This window comes from Rufibacter psychrotolerans (assembly GCF_016924645.1).
GTDB classification, from domain to species: domain Bacteria; phylum Bacteroidota; class Bacteroidia; order Cytophagales; family Hymenobacteraceae; genus Nibribacter; species Nibribacter psychrotolerans.
In genome coordinates this window covers 129,016-153,078 of record NZ_JAFFJV010000006.1, presented here as the reverse complement: position 1 = coordinate 153,078, position 24,063 = coordinate 129,016, and the positions used below count along the sequence as shown (strand labels likewise).

Here is a 24,063-nt window from a genome sequence, read left to right as displayed (position 1 = left end):
TGGCGCATGTCTATCACCTTAAAGTTCCAACATCAGACTTCCTTGTTTCAAGCCTTGCCCCATAATTATAGGGCTTGGGGCATTTTTACTATTTCTGGGCGCTGGGCACTGCCTAGAATTCAACTAGCGGTAGTACTCGTACTCGTATTTCATGGTCTTTACCGTCTTGCCCCGGTTTCCTTTTTTGACACTCCTTGTCAGGAGTCCGTCGCTCGTGTAGGTGTGGTTGTACCCGGCAAGTATAGCCCCTTTCTTGTCTACCTGCTTCGCCTCTATTTCATTGCCCGCCGCATCATATTGGTAGGTAGTGATCCTGACATGGTCAAGCCCGTTCCAGACCACCACCCGCACCGGTTGTGCTTGTTTGTTCAGCGTAACGCGGTGCTCAGAAAGCACCTTGCCTTCTTCATTAAGTTCCTTTATCGCGTAGCCATCTGCCAGTTCCTCCCTTACCAGGTTTGCGTCTGATGTGGACAAAGGCCCTCTTATCTGACTGGGCTTACCTGATGTGACGATGCGTTTTGGGGCTGCATACCGGTTCAGGTTCTCCAGTTTCATACGTTGTGGCATATAGTCCCAATCGGCATTCTGGTTGTTGGCCAACGGCTCATTTCCATTGAAGTGGTCTGTGTATTGCTGATGGAAGTTTGGGAAACCGTTTGACTGCTGGGCCCGCGCGTTGGCAGCTTCCTGCACACGGATGGAATCTACGGCACCCCCCGCACGGAAATACACCAGGTGGGTTGCGTTGCCTTCTTTGTCATACACCACTCCCTTTGCTTGTTCATAGCGTTTGCCTTCAATTTCATGGATGTCTGTTTTCTTGGAGGACTGCACCTGGCGGGATCCAGCGTAGTAGGTAAAATCCTCTCTATGAATGGTTGAAGCCTTCCCGAAGATGGAGGCAGTATGCTGATAGGTTAAGATAGCCGTTACGTTCCCTTGCTGGTTGTAGAGGACCTCCTGTTCCAGATAGAAATTCTTAGGGTTTGCTGCCCTTCCTATATGGGCAAGTTTCCGCACTACTTTAACCCCTGCCGGGGCATGGATCACTGGGTCATGTAGCTCTCCGGAAATAATACTGGCGGTCTGCCCATGGCACCAGCTGATGGAAATGGAACTAAACAGAACTAGCCAGCAGAACTTTGTCAACATACCAATCAAGAATTAAATCTACAATACAGCCATTTGTAAGGTCTTTAAATATAGCATTATTCTTTTACTTAGAAGAGACTTTACTACAAAAGCGCACCGCTTTTACCACCATTTGCATCCAGTACATCCTGGGAAGAGCTTTGTTTTATGCAGGAGTCCAACTGTCTGGCCATGGCGAGGCGCCCCTGATATCCAGGCCTTTCAGGGTTTGCCAAGAGGCTCTTGATCACAAAAATGTGTATTGAAAACGCTTCAATGAGAGGGCGGGCGTTTTGGGCATATTTCCCTGAAATAAGCCTGGAAATTCCCGTTCGTTGAGAAGGAGAAAAAGTGCCTTTTGGGTGAGCGTTCTTGCCAGAGCTAGCGCCAGACTTTTCCGTTTCTGGTCTGCGCTGCTTTTTGGGCTCCTCTGGCAGGCACCGCGTAGGCGCTCTTCTGGCTTTGTTTCTGGAGCAATAAGGCGAGCACCCCAGCAAAAGCGCCTCCCTGGAGATGCCGTACTGCCAAAGTGCTTTCCGGCATCAGGGCTGCTCCCATCAAGTACGCAAATACGTTAGACGGAACCTAAATCTTTACGTATGAATCAGTAATCATTTCACTGTTTCACCCTCCAGGCTCTTCGAACGTAAGGTTACATGTATACAGGATACACGCATATGAGATAACGCGGCACCAACAAAACCAAACTATCAGAACCTATGGCAACCACTTCAACCCAACGCATTGGAGTTAGGTACGGCATCCTCTCCGCTGTTGCAATGATCGTCTACTTCTTGGTTATCAACCTCCTTGACTTACAGGACAGTGAGCTGGTTCGTTTTGGCAGCAATATCTTCATCCTGATAGCCGTGGTACTGGCGATCAACACCCTCAAGAAAAGTTACGAGGCCATGCAAAGGCTTCCCCCGTACCTGCCGGGGCTGGCCATTGGCTTTTTGGTGGGCCTGCTGGGCTCGGGGCTGTACGCAGCCTTCATTCTCTTCCACGCTATTTTCCTTAACCCGGGCTACGCCGGTGTCCTGCAAAACCAGGATTACTTTGGCATCCGGTTGCCGCTTATGATGGTGCTGGGCTCGGTGGTGATTCTGGGAACGGCCGTGGGCGCCATGACGGGCTACATTCTCATGATGGCCTTCGACAACTCTGGGGGCAGCCGCGCCAGGCCCACCACTACCACCCGGCACCTCACCAATAACCCGCACTAAGGGAACCGGTTTTTAGCGCGTTTTCGCAAAAACAGGGCGAAAACCCGGGGCAAAAAAAACGCCCGGCTGCAGAGCCAGGCGTTTTTGGTATGTTTTCTGCGAAAGCGCTTAGAAACGCTCGTCGGCAGAGAAGAAGAAGTCGCCTTCAATCTGGGCGTTCTCGTCAGAGTCAGAGCCGTGCACGGCGTTGGCCTCCACAGACTTGGCGTAGATCTTCCGGATGGTTCCTTCCTCGGCCTGGGCGGGGTTGGTGGCGCCAATAAGCGTACGGAAATCCAGCACGGCGTTGTCTTTCTCCAGGATCATGGCTACAATGGGGCCAGAGCTCATGTATCTCACCAGGTCACCGTAGAAAGGACGCTCCTTGTGCACCTCGTAGAATTTACCGGCACGCTCCTCTGTGAGGCGTGTTTTTTTGAGGGCCACAATTCTAAAGCCAGCCTCTTCTATCATTTTAGTGATGCCGCCAATGTGGTTGTCCTGCACGGCATCTGGTTTGATCATGGTGAACGTTCTGTTTCCAGCCATTTTTCTTATTTTTTACGGTTTAAGTAGAAGTTGAGCCCGCAAAATTAGCACAGTTTGGGGCAAAACCCATCTTATACGGCAAAAATACCGCCTGTGGCCGCACCTACTTGATTTTATTTGGTTTGTACCCGAATTCTTTAGAATTTTGCATCTTGTATCTGCTTTTTTTTCAAGCAGATCTTTGAGTTTACAATGCAGCAAATCAACGAGCTAAAGGAGCTTCTGCAGTCTCCTAAGAAGATCATGATCACCACGCATCACAAACCCGATGCAGACGCTCTGGGATCTTCTCTAGGACTGGCAGGCTACCTTAAGAAAAAAGGGCACCAGGTACAGGTGATCACCCCTTCTGATTACCCATCCTTCCTGAACTGGATGAGCGGGAACGAGGAAGTGTTGGTGTATAGCCCCAAAACCGACGCTCAGGCCCAACGCATCATCAAAGAAGCCGAGGTCATCTTTTGCCTGGACTTCAGCGCCCTCAGCCGGATCAATGAGCTGGGCCCGTACGTGCAGCAGGCCACCGGCACCAAGGTGCTCATTGACCACCACCTGCAGCCCGAGGATTTCACCGACATCACCTTCTCAGACACCAACGCCGCCGCCACCGCCGAGCTGGTGTTTGAGGTGATCAGGGCTCTGGGCGATGAGTCGCTCATTGACGTGCCCATTGGCGAATGCCTCTACGCCGGCATCATGACTGATACGGGTTCCTTCCGGCACGCCAGCACCACCCGCAACGTGCACATGATCATTGCAGACCTCATCCACAACGGGGTAGACATCTGCAAGGTGCACCGCAACATCTATGACAGCTACTCAGAGTCACGCCTCAGGTTCCTGGGGTACGTCCTCAAAGACAAGCTCACGGTGCTGCGCGAATTCAACACCGCCTTTATTGCCGTGACCGCCGAGGAACTGAAGGAATACAACTCCCAGACCGGCGACACCGAGGGCCTGGTGAACTTTGCCCTCTCCATTGAAGGGGTACGCTTCGCCGCCCTGTTCATTGACCGCTCTGAGGCCGTGAAAATCTCCTTTCGGTCCGTGGGCGACATCTCGGTGAACGAATTTGCCCGCCAGAACTTCAACGGCGGGGGCCACAAGAACGCGGCCGGCGGAATCTCTTATCTGCCTCTGAACGAAACAGTTGAAAAATTTGTGAATCTATTACCGCAGTACGCGGACCAACTGGTAAACTAAACCCTTAAAGACGCTTATTTAACCTAAAACCAATGTTCAAAAAATCATTTTACCTGCTGCCTGCGCTGGCAGTAGCTCTGTTAGCTTCTTCTTGCAAGAATTTAGGCGAGGATAAGTTCATGAAAACGCCTTCTGGTCTGGAGTACAAGCTGTACGCCCTCAACAAAGACGGGAAATACGAGATCAAAGACGCCAAGACCGATTCTACCTCCCTCAAAGCCAAGCTTGACAAAGTAATGAGCTTTGAGATGGAGTACCGCAACGCCAAAGACTCTTTGTTGTTCAGCACCAAAGACAACGCCATGCCCATCCAGATCAAAATGGTGGAGTCTCCCAACAAAGGCAGCATTGAGGAAGCGTTCCTGATGCTGGACAAAGGCGACAGCGCGGTGTTCAAGATCAACGCCGACACCCTGTTTGCCAAAACCTTCAGAAGCCCGCTTCCTCCGTTCATTGAGAAAGGCAGCTACCTCACCTTCTTCGTGAAAGCCACCAACCTGCAGACCGAGCAGGAAGCCATGGCCGACTATCCTAAGCTGATGGAGCGTCAGCAGAAAGAGCTGGAGGCCCGCGCCGCCAAGCAAGGCCCTATTGATGACAAGCTCATCCAGGAGTACATCAAGAAAGAGAACCTTACCATGCAAAAGACTCCATCTGGGGTTTACTACACCGTTACCCAGCAGGGTTCCGGCGCCAACGCCACAGACGGCAAAGTGGTGAGCGTGAAATACAAAGGCACCTTGCTGAACGGCAAAGAGTTTGACTCTTCTGAGAAGTCTAACGGCGGCAACCCCATTGAATTCCCACTGGGCCAGAACCAGGTAATCAAAGGATGGGAAGAAGGCATCAAGCAATTCAACAAAGGCAGCAAAGGCATTCTGTTGATTCCTTCTCCGCAAGGATACGGCTCCATGGCCCGCGGCGCAGATTTACCAGCTAACTCTATTCTGCGGTTTGATGTGGAATTGGTAGACATTAAAGATGCTCCGGCAGCACCGGCTGGTCCTGCTGGCCCAGGTTTATAATTTAAAATACGATGCAACAGCTAGTGAAAAGAAGCGGTTTATGGCAGTTGATGCTGGCGTTTTCTGTACTTTTTGTCTTTAACTCCTGCAACGACAAGGATCCGTATGATCCGTACGCCAACTTTGACCACGCCAAACAGGCCGAATTAGAAGAGGAGATCATTAAAGATTATCTTACTAAAAACAACATCACAGACTTCACGCGTACCGCCTCTGGCCTCTACTACGTAAAGAAAGAGGCCGGCACTGGCGACAAGCCCACGGTGGGTACCGAGGTGGAAGTACACTACATTGGCAAGTTTATCCAGGGCGGACAGAAGTTTGATTCTTCCCATGACCGCGCGCAAACCTTCAAGTTCCCGCTGGGCCAGCGAAGAGTAATTGCCGGCTGGGACGAAGGGGTTGCCCTCATGCAGAAAGGCGAGAAAGCCCTGCTCCTGATTCCGTCCCGCCTGGCGTATGGCCTGATCGGCTCGGGCAGAATCCCAGGCAACACGCCCATCATGTTTGACATTCACCTCATCAACTTCTAACCTCCGTTAGTCTAAAAAGAAAAGGCCTCCTTGCACAAGGAGGCCTTTTCTTTTTTAAGCCGTTTCCCGGAAAACAGCCCAAAAACAGACAATGTGCTCTGTTGCACAAAACAAGCGTGGGCAGCACTCCTTTAAAGAGTAGGGCTGTTCAATAGTCTTGAAGTGAAGCAATGGCAGTTGAATCCCAAGCGCTAGCCTTCCTTTGTGCCGCCGTTTTAGGGCTACTTTTGCAAAATCAGGCTAAAAACCGGGAAGCATCTCTTTGACAATCGGCACGGCCGGTGACTGGCGCAGTGGGTGCAATCCCTAAGAAATAGACAGGGCTTACTGAACCGAAGAACCAGGTTTTAGTCACTTAGCACCTCAGACAATACCGGCAGTGATTTTATTTCGCCCAGTTGGTCTACGTGCAGCTGGAAATAGCGCACCAGCAAGTGCAGCAGTTCCCGCCTTACCCTGCCGTTGGGCAGGTGGGCATCATCCATGCGCTGGAGCAGTTCGGTTAAGTACGGTTCCAGTTGTTGCAGCTGCATCAGGTTATTGCCAGACGTACCCGCCCCACCGGCCTCAAACGCTACCTGGGTAATCACCTCCTCAGCGGAGGAAACGCCGAAGCCCAAGTACGCGGCCAGTTGCAGCAGAAACACCAGGTGGAAGTTTTCAAACCCGCTCTGCTTCTGGTCAAACAGGAGGATGGAGTGGTGCAGAAACTCAAACAAGGGTCGGTTTTCCTCCTCTTCCCGCACGGTGCGGGCCACAATCTCAGACAAGAACAGCAGGATGCTGCTCTTCCTGATGTCATACGGCACCGTGGCGAACGGATGGCTGCACTTGTACTCAGAGATGCGGGTAAGGCCCCCTTTGCTGGAGGGGTACACCACCATGTCTAGCAGGGTAAACGGCTGAAACAAGGCAATGCGCGAGGCGCTGCCCTTCTTCCGGACACTGTTCACAATGTAGCTCTGCAGCCCAAGCTCCTCGGTGTAGATGCGGACAATGATAGACGACTCCTTGAATTTGATGAAGCTCAGGACAATACCACGGGTTTTTACCAGCATAGAGTTGTTGTACGTTCAGATTTTCCTTACGAAGCCCGCCTCCGCCCGATCTCCCCAGGGCAGGACTTCTTGCATTGGCGCGCCCTTTTCTACTGAATGGCTATTTTGGAAGTGCAGGTCTGCGACCCGTCTGCCGAGGTGGCCAGCACCAGATACACCCCCGTCCTGGCTTTGCGGCCGTTGTAGTCCTGCCCGTTCCAGGCGAAGGTGCCTCCCGCCGCCCGGCCCTCAAACACCAGGAACCCGGCGGCATCGGTGATTTTCACCCAGCCGTTATCCGGCACGCCGGAGATGCCAATGGTACCGGTGAACCCAGCCCGCACCGGGTTAGGGAATACCTGCAGGCAGTTGGTGTTTACTTTCTCGGTTTTGGTGGCCGTTCCGCGGTAAACCGCCACCCCACTTTCGGTCCCTATCAGCACCTCACCGGTGGCATGGTTGATGGAGATGTCCCTGATGTTGTTGGAGGGCAAGGGGCTGTTCCGGGTGGTGAAATGGAGGAGCATCTCCTCGCCGGTTTCATTGAAGAGCCAGATACCGGTGTCTGTGCCCACCCACTTGCGGTTGCCGCCGTCTACGGCAATGCTCCTGATCACCTGCCCCTGCAGCAGCGGGCGGCGTTCATAGATGGGCAGATACGCTCCCTGGTAAGAACCGGAAAAAAGATCGGGTGAACTGGTGAACACGGCCACGCCGTTGTTGGTACCGGCCCACACCTCGCCCTGCAGATCTACCGCCAGGGCAAAGACCTGCCGGCCCGGCAGACCGCCTTGCCCCTCCCCTCCCAGGTACGTGTACTTGCCGGCCACATCATCATAGACAATGATGCCGGCGTCGGTGCCGTTGGTGCTGATGGTGACCCATTTGTAGCCGTTGTCGTCTACCACCACTTTGTCCAGCCCGCTGCCCAGGCTATAGCCCGTAAACGGATGGGCTTTCCAGGTACCGTCTAACTGCAGTTCAAACAAGCCGGGCGAGTTGGCCAACTGGTTCCGGTTCACAACCCAGACGCTTCCGGCGGCATCCACGGCTATGCCGGTCACCCTGATGAAATTACGGTCACTGGGGCCCACCGCACTGAGCAGCGGGCTGTTGGTGTTGTTGTACAGGGTAATGTCATCCAGACCGTTCCACTCAATGAGCCCGGCCCCGTAACTGGCGATATAGAGTTTGTTGTTGACCGGATTGCGGCGGGCCATGACCAGGTCACGGGCGTGCGCCGGAAACTCTCCCCCACTTGCCGAGTTGTAGCTGGTCCACTGCCCGTTCTGGTATTGGTAGAACCCAGCGTCTGAGCCCCGCTGCAGGTAACCCTGGCTGTAGCCGCCGCCCAGCACCGTGAAAAGGTTGGGCTCGGCGTACACACTGAAGACATCCACCGAAGCCGGGCCGCTGGGCACGAAGGCTAAGCCTCCGGCGTTGGTTATCCGTACCAGGCCTTTCTCGTAACTCGCCGCCCACAGGCCTCCTTCCCTGGCTGGGATGGCCATGCGCACATTCTGCAGCAAAGGATCCTGGCGGCGGGAGACCTGATCGGTGGCGTGTACCTCCAGCACTTCATTGGCCCCGGAGATGAGCAGGCGGCGCCCGTTGGTTTCCATGGCCCTGAACTGGTCGCCCGTTACGGAGAAAGCGGCCTTGCCCCAGGAAGCACCGTTAAACCGGTACAGCCCGTGGCCGTTGATCCCCACGTATACTTCGCCCCGCAGGGCGGAAATGGTCCTGATGGCATCAGTGCCTACCCCGGCGGGCAGACCATGATCAGTGGTAAACCTACGCCAGCTTCTGAAATCAAGCAAGTTGGGGTGGTTGAGGGGCGCGGCCATGATTCCGCCGGAAGAAGCAATGTACAGGCTGTCATGGAGCACTACCGATGCGTACACCTGCACCGCCTCGCCCTGGGACCCCAGGTTGCTGTATGTGTCTTTGATCTCCAGCTTCACCAGGTCTACCACCACCAGCCCGAAAGAAGTGGCCACGTAGGCTTTCTTGTTGTGCGCATACACGTGGTGGATGGTTTTGGCGCTGGCCATGGGCTTGCGCAGGAGCTCGGTGAGGTTGTGCACCTTGCCGTCCATGAGCAGGTCAAGGTTGGTGTTTTCATAGGCAATCACCAGCGCCCCGGCCACTGAGTCATAGGCCAAAGTACTCAGGTTCACGTCACTGAACCCGTCTGTGCGGGAAAGGGTCTGCAGGGTATTTTCTTCCTTGAGGTAGCGGAAGAAACCGTCTTCAGTGGCGCAGTAAATAGAAGTGGGGGTTTCGGCCAGGGCTTTGGCCCGGTGGTTGGGTACGTGCAACTGCCAGGTACCCAGGGGCAGGCTGCTGGTCTGGGCATACGCTTGCAATGCCCAGAAGAAGCTCCCCAGGGCCACTACCCACCTACTGATTCTTAGAGACGCCATATCCAAAGTTACACAGATTAGGTCCGTTTTGGGTGTGTTTTGCCCAAAACAGCGTAAAAACAGCCTTCCGCCCCGCAAGGCTTTTGACTTTCTAGCGAAGCACCAGCATGGAGCAGATGCCGGTGACCATAATGGCCTTGCACAGCCAGCTCAGGTGCGAGAACTCCTTTTTGCGGTCGGCGAAGAATATCTGGCGCACCAACACCAGGGTGGGCAAGACCACGCCCACAAACAGGTACCCAATGAACAGGGGCTCGTGCAGGCGGTTCAGCATGACAACGCCCGTGAACAGCAGAAACAAGGCAATAATGCCGTACAGCACCCACTTGGTTTTAGGAACGCCCAGAATAATGGGCAGGGTACGGCACCGGAAAGAGGCATCGCCCGGCACGTCTTCCATGTCTTTGATGATTTCGCGCACCAGGGAGATCAGGAAGGCGAACACCCCGTAGGCCCAGGCGGACAGAGAAGGTTGTCCCGCCTGCAGGGGCACCACCAGCACCATGGCCGCCGACAAGAGCGCAATGGTGAAGTTGCCCACAAACGGCTGCTTCTTAAACTGCGCCGAGTACCCCCACAACAGCAGAGCCACCCCCAGCAGCACCAGCCCAATGCGCACCCCCAGCAAGGCCCCCAGCAGCACGCCCATGGCCGTCAGGTACAGGTGAATGATCATGGCTTTGCGGCGGGTAAGCGCCTTGCCCACCACTACCCGCTCAGGCTTGTTGATGCGGTCAATCTTGATGTCATAATAGTCATTGATGATGTACCCGGCGGCGGCCACAAAAACGGTGGCCAGGAGCAAGATCCCGAAGGGCCAGGTAAGCGTCTGCAGCAGCGGCCGCTCTGGAAACACCAGAAACTTGCGCACAAACACTTGTGTCAAGACCATGATGAGTAGGTTGGGAAACCGGATGAGGGCCAGGAACTGCTTCACAGGTACAAAAGGAAAAACCTAAGGTACGGCTTAATTCTTACCTATGAAAAAAGCCCCTGGAGCAGGGGCTTTTTGATGCTTTTACAAAATGAGTATGATGCGTAGAAGTGTTAGATTTTCTTCACGTTAACCGCGTTAATGCCTTTTTTACCTTCTTTGGTGTCGAACTCTACTTTGTCGTGCTGTTGGATCTGGATACCGTTGAGGCCTGTGATGTGTACAAAGAAATCCTCATTGGTGGCTTCTTCCGTGATAAAGCCGTAGCCTTTAGACTCGTTGAAGAATTTAACAGTTCCTGTTTTCATAAAAATTTAAAAATTGAAATAATGAATGATTCTGTAAATATAGGATTATTATACAAAATCCAAACTTTCTTTATAAAAAAATTAAAAACAAGGAAAACCGTAAAAATACTCACCACCGCTTCTGCAGCTTGAGCACCATCTCAATGAGCTCACGCACTGCGCCTTTTCCGCCCTCGGCGGTTGCCACGTACTGCGAAATGTCACAGATGTCAATGGCCGCATCGGCCGGGCAGGCCGAGATGCCGCAGTGCTGCATCACCTCCAGGTCAGGCATGTCATCGCCCATGAACACCACCGTTTCGGGGTCAATTCCATAATAATAGACGTAATTCTGGAAGGTGTCCAGCTTGTTCTCCACGCCCAGGTAAATGTCTTTGATGTCCAGCGACTCCAGGCGCTTGCGCACCCCCGGCTCATTGCGCCCCGAGATGATGGCCACGCGGTAGCCTTTCTTGAGGGCGTGCCTGATGGCGTAGCCGTCTTTGATGTTGAAGGCCCTGGCCTGTTCACCGGTAGAAAAGCACAGCAGGGTGCCGTCTGTCAAAACGCCATCCACATCAAAAATGAACGTGGTGATATTCTTGAAATCAGGGAGTGCTTGCATGGAAGAGTCTGATGTATGACCTGAAAAAGAGTTCTACCAGTTATACGGGGTTCTATTGGTTATCGCGCCACTCGTACACCCATTTGGCCTGAATCTGCTCCAGGTGGGCCTCATTGGCTTCTTCGCGCTTGCCTTCAAAATTGGGCAGGCTCAGCACCCACTCCAACAGGTCGGTAAACCGGATGCGGTAGATCTTGTTCTCGCCAAACTCATCGCCAAACTTCTCATAAAGCGCCATGGCTATGTCTTCGTGGTCGCTCCACTTCATGGGCGGCTCATATAGATTGCTCATATTCTTTGGTTTTTAGTGTTTAGTGTTTAGTTGTTAGGTTGGTTTTTAGTCTTTGGTAGTTCACGAAGCATTGTTTCCAGTTATTGCATCCTGGGCAGGCTAAGCTTCTAACAACCACTAACCAATCACTAACAACTAAGAAAGTTAGTGCCCCAGGAAATCTTGCTTGGGAATGGTCACCACCAGGTCCTGCCCTCCTTGCACCACGCACTGGCACGCCAGCCGCGAGTTGATTCTGGGGTTCACGGCGCGGTCAATGTAATCTTCTTCTTTGTCTGAGATCTCAGGCAGGTCATCCATGCCGCTCTCTACGTAGACGTGGCACGTGCTGCACCCGCACACCCCGCCGCAGTTATGCTGCAGATGGATCCCATTGTTCAAGGCTACGTCCAGCACCGATTCGCCTTCGGCTCCCAGGTGGGTTTCGTCGGGCTTTCCGTCCTCGAACTTATATGTAATATTTACGACTTTCATGCGATGATTCTTTTAAAGGTGCAAAGGTAGGCATACAACCGCCCTAATCAAAACTCAGCGGGTTTAGCGGCAGTTCCTTCTAAGCTACTGGCCGTTTTGGGCCTCTTTTTCAGAAACTAGCCCCTTTTGGGCCACCTGCTGTATGCTTTGGGTGAGCACCTGGTACAGGTGCTGGTACTGCGGAGTTGCGCCCAGCAGCTCCAGGTGGGCCTGAAGGGTGTTGGTGTCTCCCCGCTGGGCCGGACCGGTTTGCACCGTGAACGGCGGAAACTGAAACGCTTTCTGCACCGTCTCCTGCACCAGGGGCTCTACCAGGTTGACGGGCAGGCCCGCCTTCTGCAATAAGTCCTGCGCCACGCCCCACAGGTGGTTGGTGAAATTGCAGGCAAACACCGCCGACACGTGCAGTTGCCGCCTGGCCGGGCCGTTCATGCGTACCACCTGTTCACTCAGTAGCTTCCCCAGGTTCAGCAGCACTTCCTCGGCTTGCCGGGAGCTTCCCTCCACGCACAGGGGAATCTTCCTCCAGTCCAGGTCCTTTTCCTTGCTGAAGGTCTGCAGCGGATAAAATACCCCGGTCCGCCCCTCTGGCAGAGCAGCAAGGGCCTCCAGGGGCTGCGCGCCCGAGGTATGCGCCACCACGGCTTCGGCGGGAAAGCGCAACTGCTCCACCACGTGGGCCAACGCCAGATCTGGAACTGCCACCAGGTAGACCTCGGCGTGGGGCAAGTACCGCAGGTCGGGCGACTGGGTAGCCACGGCGGCGGGTGCCTGGTCTGCCAGGGCTTGCGCCGAGGCCAGCGTTCGGCTCCAGACCACCGGCACCTCAATGCCTAGGCTTACGAGCCCTTTCACCAGGTGCGTGGCCACGTGCCCCGCCCCTACCATGCCTACTTTCATATTTTTCTGTTTGGTGCCGCCCGCAAAGTAAAGGGTTTCTTCCGGTTTGCCTTGCTTAAGGTTGTACCCAGCCAGTGGCCTAGCTGTTTTTGGCTTGTTTCTGGAAAAAGAGCCCCAAAACAGGACAAACAAAAAGGCCGTTTGCCAGCGTAGCTCAGACAAACGGCCTTTTTGATAATTATCTTACTTGCTTACGCCAGTTGTTTCTCGCGCTTCACGGTTACCTTGCCGGCAGGGCCTTTGGGTTGGGAGGAATTACCTCCCTTTCCATTTTTGGTGTGGCGCACAATGGCCATCACGAAGCCCAGACACATGACAATGGTCCCAATCCAGAGCACGCTGATGAAAGGTTTCTCCATGGCTTTCAGGATGATGTAGTCCTTCTGCGTGGTGTTGATGCCGATGGTGAACTCGCCCTGGTCTGGGTAGATGTCCAGGAGCATGATGCGCAGGCCAAGGTCTTCAATTTCCTCGGGCACGCGGCCCACCATGCGGTCTCTGATGGCGTAGATAGGGTGTGCGTGGTATTTGTTGCGCTCGCCCAGCACCTGCATGTTAGCCTGGACAGCTACGTCACCGGGTTTCAGGTTCAGGAGCAGCGTGTCTTTGGCCGGCTCAATGCCGTGCAGCACCGCTACGTAGTCGTTCAGGAAGAGGGTGTCACCAATTTTTACGCGATACTCCTTCAACTCACCCCATTCCTTCTCCTCATTGAAGTCAGGAACGGTAGACACGTGCGTGTACAGGTCTTTGGTGCCGAACATCTTGATGTCTGGCGAGGCCAGCAATCCCATTTGGGGGTTTACCTGCGCCCGCGGATACAGAGTGAACACCTCGTTGGTTTCTCTGTTCTTGAACTCCACCTCATAGTAGGTGTTCTCAGGAGCAATCTCCACGGTATCACCGGCAGTGTACACTACTTTGTCGCCGTCTTTGAGCGGATAGCGGGCAATAGCTTTGTATTCATCCTCAATGCGGAACAGCCGTTGCTTGTTCACATACTCAGGCAGACCGTCTACTTCCAGGAACTGACCTTTGTAAGTAACCTTGTAAGGGCCCATGTCGGTGGCGGCGTTGCGCCACAGCAGCACGTTGTCGCGGTTGATCTCATCGCCAAACTCACGGGCGTACACCATGCCCGACATGTTGGTGGAGATGATGTTAGAATAACCCGAGGAGAACAGAACCCCGATCAGCATGAGCGCCACGCCAATGTGGGCCACCGCGCCCCCGGCAATGGATACGTTCTTGCGGAGCACTCCCAGAATGATGGCCAGGTTGCTGAACACCGCGTACAAAGACGTTACCAGCAACAGGATGTACACAGGATTGTCAATGCGTTCAATGTAGCCCATTTTGCTTACCAGCAGAATAAGGGCTGAGAATAAAGCAGTGAAGATGAGCGGCAGCATGAACACCTCAGACAATTTGGAGCCGCTGTTCTGCTTGCGCCACCACAGCAACTGACCAGTACCGCTTAAGATGGCAATGGCAATCCCCATCCACATCTGGAACTTGGTGTAGTGGGCAATCTGGTCGGCCGGAAGGGCTACGTTGGTTTTCACGCCAATGAAGCCCATAAAGGCGTTGTATACTGGAATAGAGGTAGTCACCAGCACTTGGAAGGCACCCAAACACAGCACCGCTGCGCCCACAAATACCCAGAACTCACCAGAATAGGTGGCAATTTCTTTTTCCGTGGCCGGAATGTTCTTCCAACGCACCACCAGCAAGCCAATGGCCAGCACAAAGAAAGCCGCCAGGTAGGTAAACAGCTGGCCAGACAAGCCAAGGTCCGTGAAGGAGTGCACCGAAGCGTTCCCCAGGATACCGCTACGCGTTAAGAACGTAGCGTACAGCACCAGCAGGAACGAAGTAATGAACAGGATGAACGTGGCCCGCAGAGCGGTTCTGCTCTTACGGTACGCCAGCAAGGTGTGAATGGCCCCTACCAGCACCAACCACGGAATGTACACCGCGTTTTCTACCGGGTCCCAGTTCCAGTACCCCCCGAAGTTGAGGGTTTCATAAGCCCAGTAAGCACCCATCATGATGCCCAAGCCCAGCACTACGGCCGCAAACAAGCCCCAAGGCAGGGCAGGCTTGGTCCAGGAAGAATAGTCTTTTCTCCAGAGACCGGCAATGGCAAAGGCAAACGGCACCAAAGTAGCTGCGAAGCCCAAGAACAGCACCGGCGGGTGAATCACCATCCAGTAGTTCTGCAGGAGCGGGTTCAGGCCGGTTCCATCTTTGGGCACAAAGTTAGGGTCCATCTGGAACACCGGGGCATCGGTCATGAAGTCGCGCATGAGGATGAACGGCGAAGACCCAATCTTCAGGTCCCCGATCACCACGCCCAGAATCATGGAGGTGAGGAACAGCTGCACAAACGAGAACACCGCCATTACCGGGCTTTCCCACTTCTTGCCGGCATACTTGATCAAGACCAAGCCCAGCAGCGCGTGCCAGAAAATCCAGAGCAGGAATGAGCCCTCCTGGCCTTCCCAGAAGCAGGAAATCATGTAATGCACCGGCAGGTGGTTAGAGGAGTGGCTCCACGCATAGTGGTACTCGTACCGGTGCTCGTAAATAATGTTGAAAAGGCAGAAGATAACGCTGAAAACCGCCAGCACGTGCAGGAAGAACGCGCCCCTGGCTAATTTCTTCCAGGCCAGCTGCTCTCCGTCAAGGGGGTTGGCGTTAGCGGCAAAGGAAAAGGAGAACGAAGAAACCAGCGCCGTTACAAACGCTATGATAACGCTGTAGTGACCAAGATCACCAATTAGAGTATTAACCATTATAAAGAGTCTTGAGTCTTGAGTTCTGAGTCTTGAGTCTGAAATACCTAAAACCGGAACGATTCACTCTGATAAAAAATAACACTAATGAGTAGAGAGGCTTGGCTTGAATGATTTTTTTACTCAGAACTCAAGACTCAGAACTCAGGACTATATTTAAAGGCTTGCCGTTTCGGCTTTCACCTCGTTTTCGGTGTATTTAGAAGGGCACTTGAGCAAGATCTTGTCGGCCACGAAGGTGTTGCCCTGCATGCTGCCGGTAATTACTACCTGCTCTGACCGGTCAAAGTCCTGCGGTTTAGGGTTGTAGTACACTACCTGCTGCTCTACCCGGTTGGTGTCTACCAGCACAAACGAGAAGTAGTTAGGGTCCAGCATGGGGTCATACTTCATGCCCACAATGTGTCCCTTGGCGTCTTTCTTCAGGCGGCCTACCACGTGTACCTTGGTGTCATCGCCTTCCTGAGCTCTGGCTTTGGCTTCATTGAACGGCACGTACACACTGGCATCTGAGGCCGTGGACATGATAATCATGATGGCGACTGCAATCACTAAAATCCCGATGATGTGTATTCTTTTCATGGTTATGCAAGCATGTGCGGACTACTCCGCTCTCTTAACAACACTTCTTTTAAATTAAATCCGTTGGGGGTGCTTTTATGTGCTTAAAAACAAACGCCTGATTTGGGCCCGTTTTCAGCAAAACAGGCCCAAATCAGGTTTACTGCCGAAGCTCGCGCTCCAGGCGGCCTATCTTCTTGTCTAAACTGATCAGGTACAACAGAACGCCCAGCAATACGCTTACCAGCACCGCCACCACAATGTAGATCTTGCCGTCGCGGCGCAGGACATCGGCCATTTCTGGTGATGAAGCTGCTTTGTCTGGGGAAGTGTACTCAATGGTAGAACCCTGCTCTGGGGCAGATTGCGCGTAAGCCGGCGCTGAAAATCCGGCTGCCCAGGTCAGGAGCAGCATCAGGAGCCATTTATGCATTTTCATAGAATCGTTGCTTTAAAACTTCCAAACGGGTGCGCAGGTGCACCACCCAGATTCCCAGGAGCGTCCAGCCAATCACGGCCGGGTAGAACACCACCCGCAGGCGGCTGTCCAGGTCATAGGAATTGAAACCGGGGTTTCCGCCGTTGCCCGGGTGCAGGGAGTCTGTGAGGCGCGGCAGAATGAACAACAGCGGGATAAGCGCCGCAAACGCAAAGATATTGTACACCGCACTGATGCGGGCGCGCTGCTGGTGGTCCTGAAACGAGCCGCGCAGGATGAGGTAAGCAAAGTAGATGAGCAACCCAATGGCCGAGGCGTTCTGCTTGGGATCGTTGCTCCAGAACTCGCCCCACGTAAACCGGGCCCATTCCATGCCGGTCACAATACCCAGCACGCCAAACAAAATACCCACCTTGGCCGACTCATAGGCGATGATATCATTTCTGGAAAGCGGATTGCGCAGGTATTTCACAGAGTACACCACCGATACCAGCAGGATCAGGATCATCCCGAACCACATGGGCACGTGGAAGTATAAATTGCGGATGGTCTCGTTCAGGATAGCCAAACGAGGCACCTCACTCAACATGCCTACCACCACTGTGTAGAGCAGCAGCAGGATGGTCAACCATTTCCACCAGGAAAGCTTCATTCGTTTTTGTTTACTATTCTTAATCTACCGGTCTTAACTGCGCCACAAATACGGGAACAGGATGTAAGACACGGTTACCACAATCATATTCACGGCCAGCAGCACCAGGGCCTCGTCCAGGCTCACCGAGGGGTCTAGCCCGTCAATGGCGTTCTTAGACATCTTCATGAGCATGAGCAGCATGGGCACCATCACCGGAAAACTGAGCACGGCCATTAAGGTACCCGTATTGGCCGCCTTGGCCGCAATGCCCGAGATCATGGTGAGCGAGGTGGCAAACCCGACGGCTCCCAGCACAATGGTGAGCAGGAACATGCCCACATCCTGCACCGGGTTGCCTATCACCACTGCATAGAACGCAAAACACAGCAGCGATAGTACCAGCATGAGCGCCGCGTTGTACACCATCTTCGCCACAATGATACCCTGCGGGCTCACCACACTATAATAATAGAGCAGCCGGCCGCGGCTTTCCTGGGCAAATCCCTTGGCAATGGCGTTCACCGCCGTGAACAGCAGAATGATCCAGTACAAGGCGTTCCAGACCGGCACCTCCAGCCCTCCGAAGCGCAGACTAAAGCTGAGGTAGCAAATGAAAACCGTACTGCCCACGTACAGCAGCATGCCATTAAACGCATACTTCTGCCGCCATTCCAGCACAAAATCCTTTTGCATCAGGTAAAAAACCTCTTTCAGCAGCACTTCTTCTAACTTTTCCACAAAGGTACAACACAAATGCATGAGGTGAGATGATTTCCATCATTATTCACCAGCCCCGGGGTTTGTTTTGGACTTACTTTCAGGAAATCAGGGGTAAAACAGCTACAACAAAGAAAGCCCGCCATATCTGGCGGGCCCCTTGCACATGAGAGACTAAGTCATGGGCAAAGTAATTGGCGTATCATATTATCTCACCCATATTGATAGCCAATGTAGTTTTAGTTAGTTGATGAGGTAGGTTACGCCTAAAGAGAAGGTTCTGCCTACTTTGTAGGAGCTGTAGATAAACTCTTGCCCTTTGTACTCATGGCTGTGCTTGAATGCAGGATTAAAGAGATTCTCAGCCACCACTTTGGCGGTGAAGTTCTGCCCAAGTCCTTTTGACACCACCAGGCTCATCATTGGCCGGGAGCGCTCATAGATGTTGGGGGTTCCTCCTACAGAAATGGCGGAGATTCTGTCACCAAACACGCTGTAATTGGCAGTGGCAATCAGGCGAAGCGGATCATTGAGGTAGCTCAAGCTGGCGTTTGCCACAAACGGAGACTGCCCAAACAGCGGCCTGGTAGATTCTGCATCTGGCCTTACGCCTCTAATCTGCTCCAGTTCTCTGGCTGAGATACTAACCGTTGATTTGATGAGCGAAAGATTGGCGCCTGCCAGGAAGTTCTTCAACGCTGGGGTAATAAAGGCCAGGCGCTTGTTCACCTCAAACTCTACCCCGTACACCTTGGCATTGTCCACGTTCTGGATGATGATCTCATTGTTCAAGGCCAGGGTATTGATGCTGCGCTCAATTGGGTTCTTGAAGTTCTTGTAAAAGGCACTCACGCTAATGAATTCCCCCAGGTCTGGATACCACTCCCAGCGGGCATCTACGTTGTCAATCTGGGTTCTTTCCAGGTTGGCGTTTCCGGTGAAAGCAGGCTCTCCCACAAAGTCAAACGAAGTGTAAGGAGCGATCTCTCTGAAGTTGGGCCGCGCCAGGGTTCTGGAATATCCTAAGCGCAGGTTCATTTTTTCTGTTAGGCTGTAGGTGGTGTTGACAGACGGCAACACGTCTACCTGCTTTAGCTCACCAGGAGCCAGGTTTTGGTTAAAGCTCTGCGCAAACATATCGGTGGCCTCTACCCGGGCACCCGCCACTACGCGCAGTTTCTTGGTAAGGGGCAGGTCTATCATTCCGTACCCGGCATACACCGTTTCTTCCCCGTCATAGTTGTTGGTGCGCTGGGTACCGTCCTGCAAGTACACGCCATAACGGTAAAGCCCATCGTTCTCTGCGTCTCCCGGGCGGGAAACTACCCCCAGGTTCTGGGGAGCGAAGAAGTCTGCAACGCTTCCTTTGTAGTCATAACCGTTGGAGAATCTATACCGGTAAATATTTTCCCGGAAGGTTCTGTCTTTGCGCAAGGCGGCGGCGCCTACCTTCACTTTTGCCTCCAAGCCATTCCACGCAGTGAACGGTGTGGTGATGTTCACTTTCACGTCTAGGTTGGTCTCATCCAGGTCACGGAAGAAGCGGGAAGGCAGGGAATACGCAGCGGGCTGGATTCGGTAAGCGGTGTCAGTGCCCGTCACGAAGTAGTCATTGGCAAAGAAGCGCAGGTCTGGCTCATCTTGCTGAGAAAGGGTAAAGGAGGCAAGCCAGTCAATGGTACTCTTCTGCAAACCCGGCAGCACGTGTTCTCCTTTTACCTGCGCGCTAGACAAGGCACGTTGCGTGTAGTGCATGGCTCTTGATTCAAAGATGTTCCGTCTGGAATCTTCGCCGTATAAGCCAGAGGTTTCTGGGAAGATACCGTTCAGGGAACGGCTGGAGTTCTGTCCACTCTGGTTTCTGATGAGGTTCAGCGCTACTTTGTTGTTGTTGTTCAGTTTGTAAGAGAAGTTGGCTAGGAAACCAAGGGCTACATCTTCCACTCCTCTTTCATCCTCTAGGAGGCTTTCTTCCAGCAACCGGTCTGCATTGGCACTGGTAAGCTCCCATAACCCAAAGGTTCCGTTATTGTAGTAAGAGAAAGATCTTTGGTAAGACAGGCCCATTACATAGCCAAACTGACGGCCAAACAGCTCTGTCTGGTTCCCGAGCGAGAAGGAGTGGGAATGGTTAACAGGAGCGGCTCTTCTTACCGGGGCCATCTCTCTGTTGAACGCCTTGGTAGCTCTGTCTATGCGATCAGCAATGGAAGGACTGGACGAGCTCTCAAACGGGATGTCATAGTTCACCGCGTCTGGTACGGCTCTGGTGCCATCATCAACCCCCAGCCAGTCTGTTTTCCCTTTGTTGCTGCTTAAGAAGTTGTTGTTGAAAGTGGTCTGGTCATTCACCCCAATGGAAGTAGAGAATTGCAGGGTGAATCTGTCTGGGAAATCTTTGGTGGTGATGTTCACAAAACCTCCGGAGAAACTGCCCGGCATGTCTGGGGTGAAGGTTTTGGAAACAGTAAGATTGTCAATGAGGTTGGCAGGGAAAAGGTCCATCTGCACCGTGTTGCGGTTAGGATCCAGACCGGGCACTTCGGCGCCGTTCAAGGAGGTTTTCACGTACCGGTCGCCTAAGCCCCGCACGTACACGTATTTGCTGCCTTCCACCGATAAACCGGTTACCCTGGACAAAGCGGCGGCAGCATCACTGTCTCCGCTTCTGGAAAACTGTTCGGCAGAGATACCGTCCATCACGGCGGCCGATTTCCGCTGGATGTTGCGCAGCGTATTCTCAGAGTTTCTGATGGCCCGGCCTTCTACTACTACTTCCTGCAGCTTGGTGGACGAGGTACCCAACCCAATGTTAAGTACGGTTACCTCATTGCTCTTTACCACCACATTTGGTACCGTTTTAGACTCAAATGAGATATAAGAGGCTATTATCTCATAAGTACCCGGGGCAACATTGGTTAGATTGAATTTACCATCTAAATCTGTGGCAGCGGCAATGGAAGTGCCTTTAATTTGTACGGTAGCCCCAATAAGGACCTCGCTAGTCTCGCTACTTCTGAGCTGCCCTCTAATAGTTCCGTTCTGCGCGAACGCGGTCCCCATAGAGAGAACCAGTAAGCCTACCAGGCTTAGTAAATTTTTAAACATCGTATGTAAGAAAAGATTGGTGAGAAAATCTTAAGGATTAAGCGAAGGTGGCAGGAAGGTCACTCTGCCACCTTCGCTTATGATGGGTTGTTATTGCAGGTAGCCTAATTTGTCAAGGTAAGTCCAGCCTTTCATCCAGTTGTTGGTGCCGTTGAAAGCGCCCACGTAGGTAGCAGGAGTCCAGGTGAAGTTGTTGGCGTTAGCAGGCAGGGCTGCTGCCCCAGTCAAAGCGGCGCTACCGGTTGGCAGCAAAGGATTCAGGCCTTTGTTGTTGGTTCTGCTGATACCAGTAAGCACACTGGTGGCAGATACCCGGTTGTTATTTGCTTCCAGGTGGGCCAGAAGGTAATCCTGGTTGGCAGCCACACCGGCGATGCCTGCAAACGTGTTGTTGTTTACATTGAAGAAGATGTTGTTACCGAAAACAAGATCACCGCTCTCAAGTCTCTGACGGCTATCACCGGTACCGGCATCGGCCACGTCTTCCACTACTATACCTCCGGTAAAGTCTCCAAACACACTGTTATGGATTTTACCGCCGGCATTATCTACCAGCATCACAGCGTTTTGTCCTGCCTTGGTTCTGCTGCCAATAATGGTGGCGTTGTAGATGGTAGGAATAGAGAAAGGCTCCACATCATCTGGGTTTGAACCACCGTCAAACTCTCCGCCGGTTCCTCCAGCGTTCTCGTTGTAGATACCAAACCAGAACTGGTTCATTCCTCTCCAGCCTTGGTCATAGTCAAACATGTCATCGCCGCAGAAGGCAGACACCAGGTATCTTGTGTTTACAGTACCACCAAACCACTCAAATCCATCGTCTTGGTTAGCGAATACTTCTACGTACTCAATGGTAGTACCAGAACCAACGCCTCCCATGGTAAGACCGTTGATTTCATTGTTGGCACCAATAAGGGTACCGGCATGCCGGATAGACACATACTTGAACACTCCGGAGTTGTCTGCGTCATTAGAGCCACCGTAAAGACCTCTTCTTTCCAAGGTAGAGATACCTTCAATGGAGGCTTCGCCACCGGTTCTGTTGATAGAGGCTTTACCAAGGATGATCACCCCACCCCAACGTCCGTTGGCATCCAGGGGCATATCTGTCGTGCTATTCAGGTCGTCTTCCTCTGCGGTGAAAATGATAGGCTTCTCAGGCGTGCCTTGCGCCATGATTTTACCTCCGCGGGCCACAATAAGGGCACTGGCTTCTTCGCCTTCACCCGGCTTGCCTTTGATAACGGTACCAGGCTCAATGGTAAGGGTCTGACCTTCGTTCACAAACACCAAACCATCTAATATATAGGTGTTGTTAGAGGTCCATGTTACGTTACCAATTCCCTGGGCAGTCCCTGCTACCACAATCTCCTCCCCTTGCACTACTGGTTCTGCCACTTGGCTGTCATCATCATCACAAGATGAAAATGCCAGCACTGAACCAGCCATCAACAGTGAGAAAAGAAATTTACTTGTCTTTTTCATAACTATGGGTTAAAAGTAGATGTGCGATTAGCCTGTAAGTGCGTTGTTAATTTGTGCCTCACAGCTCAGAGCAAGGAGTAATGAACCCCAACTAACTCTTCCTGTTTTTTTGTTGTGACAAAAGTAGAGCTGGCACTTTATCTCAGAATTAACCGCCCTTTACCCAATTGTTAAGAATACTGCGTGAATATTAAGAATACATTAATCCAATTCCTTCCCTACAGGTGCTCAGGCATTTGCCTCGTGCCCATTGATGTCAGGCCGGGGCAGTAGACCAGATACAGACCAGTAGTTCTGGTGCAAGCACATGCTTTTTGGCGCCCATTTCAGGAAACTGGCCCCAAAACCCGCAGCACTGCCCAGCCTTCCCTGGCAGTACATTATCTAATGAAGGCACGCTACACATTTCTGCACGCGGCAACTTCTGACGCGTCATTGCATGAAGTCCCCTGCAGGCAATTCTGATCTTGGTGTTTTGGGCCTGTTTGCTTAGAAATAGGCCCAAAACAAAAAAGGCAACCTCTTCTGAGGTTGCCTTTTTTGCTTTGGGCTGAGTGCTATTTTAACTGATGGGCACTTTGCGCAGAATGGCCTCCACGAAGTCCTTGGTTTGCACGTTATCGGCCTCGGCCTCGTAGTTCAGGATTACCCGATGGCTGAGCACGTCTGAGGCTATTTCCTTGATGTCTTCGGGCAGTACGTAGTCGCGCTCGTCAAAGAAGGCCACGGCCTTGGCCGCCAGGTTGAGGGCGATGCTGGCCCGGGGCGACACCCCGAACTGCAGGTACTGGGCGAAGTCGGTGAGGTCATAGTCGGCGGGACGGCGGGTGGCGAACACCAGTTCTATGATGTAGCGCTCCAGGGTCTCGGAGATCTGCACCTGGTTGATCTCGTTGCGGATATCAAAAATGTCTTGCTTGGTGAGAATGGTGTTGACGGTGCTGCTGTACGAGAGGTTAGACATGCGGCGCATCACTTCCAGCTCATCGGTCTTGGACAGGTAGTCTACGTACACCTTCATCATGAAGCGGTCTACCTGCGCCTCAGGCAAGGGGTACGTTCCCTCCTGCTCCACGGGGTTTTGCGTGGCCAGCACCAGGAAAGGCAGATCCAGCCGGTAGGTCTTCTCGCCAATGGTTACCTGTTTTTCCTGCATGGCCTCCAGCAGGGCAGACTGCACCTTGGCCGGGGAGCGGTTCACCTCATCGGCCAGTACCAGGTTGGCGAAAATGGGTCCTTTTTTCACTTCAAACGCCGAGGAACTCTGGTTGTAGATCATGGTTCCTACCAGGTCTGAGGGCAGCAGGTCGGGGGTGAACTGAATGCGCTGAAAATCCAGGTGCAGCACTTTGGCCAGGGTATTGATGGTCAGGGTCTTGGCCAGACCCGGAACTCCCTCCAGCAGGATGTGCCCGTTCGTGAAAAGGCCAATCAGCAGCCGGTTCACCATGTACTGCTGCCCCACCACCACTTTGCCCATCTCTCTGAACACCTGCTTTATTTTGAGCTGGTGCTCACGTATCTTTTCCTGATAGGAGAGTTCTTCTGTTTGCATCTACTCTTTCGTTTCTAAGGACTAAGGTAACTATTCTCCGGCACACTCTGCGGCATTGCAGGCATAAACCCCACCAAAACCATTCCTTCTGGAGGGCAAGCGAATATTGAGCGGTCCAGGCCAGCCGCTTGGAATGCTGCCT

22 protein-coding genes are annotated in these 24,063 nt (G+C 53.0%); 4 read left to right on the top strand and 18 right to left on the bottom strand.

The window, feature by feature from the left end; translation table 11 throughout:
• Positions 1–123 precede the first annotated feature (123 nt).
• On the bottom strand, positions 124–1,023 hold the full coding sequence (locus JT718_RS07450) for a hypothetical protein (protein ID WP_205501604.1): 900 nt from the start codon (positions 1,021–1,023) through the stop codon (positions 124–126).
• Positions 1,024–1,853: 830 nt separating this feature from the next.
• On the opposite strand from JT718_RS07450, the gene JT718_RS07445 reads away from it, so the two are divergent.
• Positions 1,854–2,360 (top strand): hypothetical protein, encoded by a 507-nt coding sequence (locus tag JT718_RS07445; RefSeq protein ID WP_205501603.1) that lies wholly within the window; start codon positions 1,854–1,856, stop codon positions 2,358–2,360.
• A gap of 108 nt (positions 2,361–2,468) precedes the next feature.
• Here JT718_RS07445 and JT718_RS07440 read toward each other — a convergent pair whose 3' ends face one another.
• Positions 2,469–2,888 carry a nucleoside-diphosphate kinase gene (locus tag JT718_RS07440; RefSeq protein WP_205501602.1) on the bottom strand — a complete coding sequence of 140 codons (420 nt, stop codon included), beginning with the start codon at positions 2,886–2,888 and terminating at the stop codon, positions 2,469–2,471.
• A 192-nt stretch (positions 2,889–3,080) separates the two neighbouring features.
• Between JT718_RS07440 and JT718_RS07435 the strand changes: the two genes are divergently transcribed.
• The 3 genes from JT718_RS07435 to JT718_RS07425 all read left to right on the top strand — a co-directional run bounded on the left by JT718_RS07435 (position 3,081) and on the right by JT718_RS07425 (position 5,649).
• Complete coding sequence (locus JT718_RS07435) at positions 3,081–4,091, top strand: DHH family phosphoesterase (protein WP_205501601.1); 1,011 nt, start codon at positions 3,081–3,083, stop codon at positions 4,089–4,091.
• 119 nt (positions 4,092–4,210) lie between these two features.
• A complete protein-coding gene (locus tag JT718_RS07430) occupies positions 4,211–5,116 on the top strand; it encodes an FKBP-type peptidyl-prolyl cis-trans isomerase (protein WP_205501600.1) in 906 nt (301 codons plus the stop codon).
• An 11-nt stretch (positions 5,117–5,127) separates the two neighbouring features.
• Positions 5,128–5,649, top strand: a complete 522-nt coding sequence (locus JT718_RS07425; protein WP_205501599.1) for an FKBP-type peptidyl-prolyl cis-trans isomerase — start codon at positions 5,128–5,130, stop codon at positions 5,647–5,649.
• Between the two features lie 347 nt (positions 5,650–5,996).
• Here JT718_RS07425 and recO read toward each other — a convergent pair whose 3' ends face one another.
• The 16 genes from recO to JT718_RS07345 form a co-directional block, all read right to left on the bottom strand.
• On the bottom strand, positions 5,997–6,707 hold the full coding sequence (gene recO / locus JT718_RS07420) for a DNA repair protein RecO (protein ID WP_205501598.1): 711 nt from the start codon (positions 6,705–6,707) through the stop codon (positions 5,997–5,999).
• A gap of 89 nt (positions 6,708–6,796) precedes the next feature.
• Positions 6,797–9,112, bottom strand: a complete 2,316-nt coding sequence (gene porZ / locus JT718_RS07415) for a type IX secretion system anionic LPS delivery protein PorZ (RefSeq protein ID WP_205501597.1) — start codon at positions 9,110–9,112, stop codon at positions 6,797–6,799.
• Positions 9,113–9,203: 91 nt separating this feature from the next.
• The gene (locus JT718_RS07410) at positions 9,204–10,049 is read right to left on the bottom strand and encodes a geranylgeranylglycerol-phosphate geranylgeranyltransferase (protein WP_205501596.1); all 846 of its coding nucleotides are present in this window, start codon (positions 10,047–10,049) and stop codon (positions 9,204–9,206) included.
• A 110-nt stretch (positions 10,050–10,159) separates the two neighbouring features.
• On the bottom strand, positions 10,160–10,354 hold the full coding sequence (locus JT718_RS07405; protein ID WP_062543874.1) for a cold-shock protein: 195 nt from the start codon (positions 10,352–10,354) through the stop codon (positions 10,160–10,162).
• A 109-nt stretch (positions 10,355–10,463) separates the two neighbouring features.
• Positions 10,464–10,958 carry a KdsC family phosphatase gene (locus tag JT718_RS07400; protein WP_205501595.1) on the bottom strand — a complete coding sequence of 165 codons (495 nt, stop codon included), beginning with the start codon at positions 10,956–10,958 and terminating at the stop codon, positions 10,464–10,466.
• 52 nt (positions 10,959–11,010) lie between these two features.
• Positions 11,011–11,250 (bottom strand): Fe-S cluster assembly protein IscX, encoded by a 240-nt coding sequence (iscX, locus tag JT718_RS07395; RefSeq protein WP_205501594.1) that lies wholly within the window; start codon positions 11,248–11,250, stop codon positions 11,011–11,013.
• A gap of 144 nt (positions 11,251–11,394) precedes the next feature.
• Positions 11,395–11,724, bottom strand: a complete 330-nt coding sequence (locus tag JT718_RS07390; RefSeq protein ID WP_205501593.1) for a 2Fe-2S iron-sulfur cluster-binding protein — start codon at positions 11,722–11,724, stop codon at positions 11,395–11,397.
• An 84-nt stretch (positions 11,725–11,808) separates the two neighbouring features.
• Positions 11,809–12,756: a Rossmann-like and DUF2520 domain-containing protein gene (locus JT718_RS07385; RefSeq protein WP_262897343.1), complete on the bottom strand. Its 948-nt coding sequence runs from the start codon at positions 12,754–12,756 to the stop codon at positions 11,809–11,811.
• Between the two features lie 59 nt (positions 12,757–12,815).
• A complete protein-coding gene (ccsA, locus tag JT718_RS07380; protein WP_205501591.1) occupies positions 12,816–15,422 on the bottom strand; it encodes a cytochrome c biogenesis protein CcsA in 2,607 nt (868 codons plus the stop codon).
• Between the two features lie 156 nt (positions 15,423–15,578).
• On the bottom strand, positions 15,579–16,004 hold the full coding sequence (locus JT718_RS07375) for a cytochrome c maturation protein CcmE domain-containing protein (protein WP_205501590.1): 426 nt from the start codon (positions 16,002–16,004) through the stop codon (positions 15,579–15,581).
• A gap of 139 nt (positions 16,005–16,143) precedes the next feature.
• The gene (locus tag JT718_RS07370; protein WP_205501589.1) at positions 16,144–16,422 is read right to left on the bottom strand and encodes a CcmD family protein; all 279 of its coding nucleotides are present in this window, start codon (positions 16,420–16,422) and stop codon (positions 16,144–16,146) included.
• On the bottom strand, positions 16,409–17,074 hold the full coding sequence (ccsA, locus tag JT718_RS07365; protein ID WP_205501588.1) for a cytochrome c biogenesis protein CcsA: 666 nt from the start codon (positions 17,072–17,074) through the stop codon (positions 16,409–16,411). The genes JT718_RS07370 and ccsA (JT718_RS07365) overlap by 14 nt, the downstream gene beginning before the upstream one ends.
• 33 nt (positions 17,075–17,107) lie before the next feature.
• The gene (locus tag JT718_RS07360) at positions 17,108–17,749 is read right to left on the bottom strand and encodes a heme exporter protein CcmB (RefSeq protein WP_205501732.1); all 642 of its coding nucleotides are present in this window, start codon (positions 17,747–17,749) and stop codon (positions 17,108–17,110) included.
• A gap of 267 nt (positions 17,750–18,016) precedes the next feature.
• A complete protein-coding gene (locus tag JT718_RS07355; protein WP_205501587.1) occupies positions 18,017–20,836 on the bottom strand; it encodes a TonB-dependent receptor in 2,820 nt (939 codons plus the stop codon).
• A gap of 135 nt (positions 20,837–20,971) precedes the next feature.
• Positions 20,972–22,366: a beta-helix domain-containing protein gene (locus tag JT718_RS07350; protein ID WP_205501586.1), complete on the bottom strand. Its 1,395-nt coding sequence runs from the start codon at positions 22,364–22,366 to the stop codon at positions 20,972–20,974.
• Between the two features lie 562 nt (positions 22,367–22,928).
• The gene (locus tag JT718_RS07345; RefSeq protein ID WP_205501585.1) at positions 22,929–23,921 is read right to left on the bottom strand and encodes an AAA family ATPase; all 993 of its coding nucleotides are present in this window, start codon (positions 23,919–23,921) and stop codon (positions 22,929–22,931) included.
• Between the last annotated feature and the right edge of the window lie 142 nt (positions 23,922–24,063).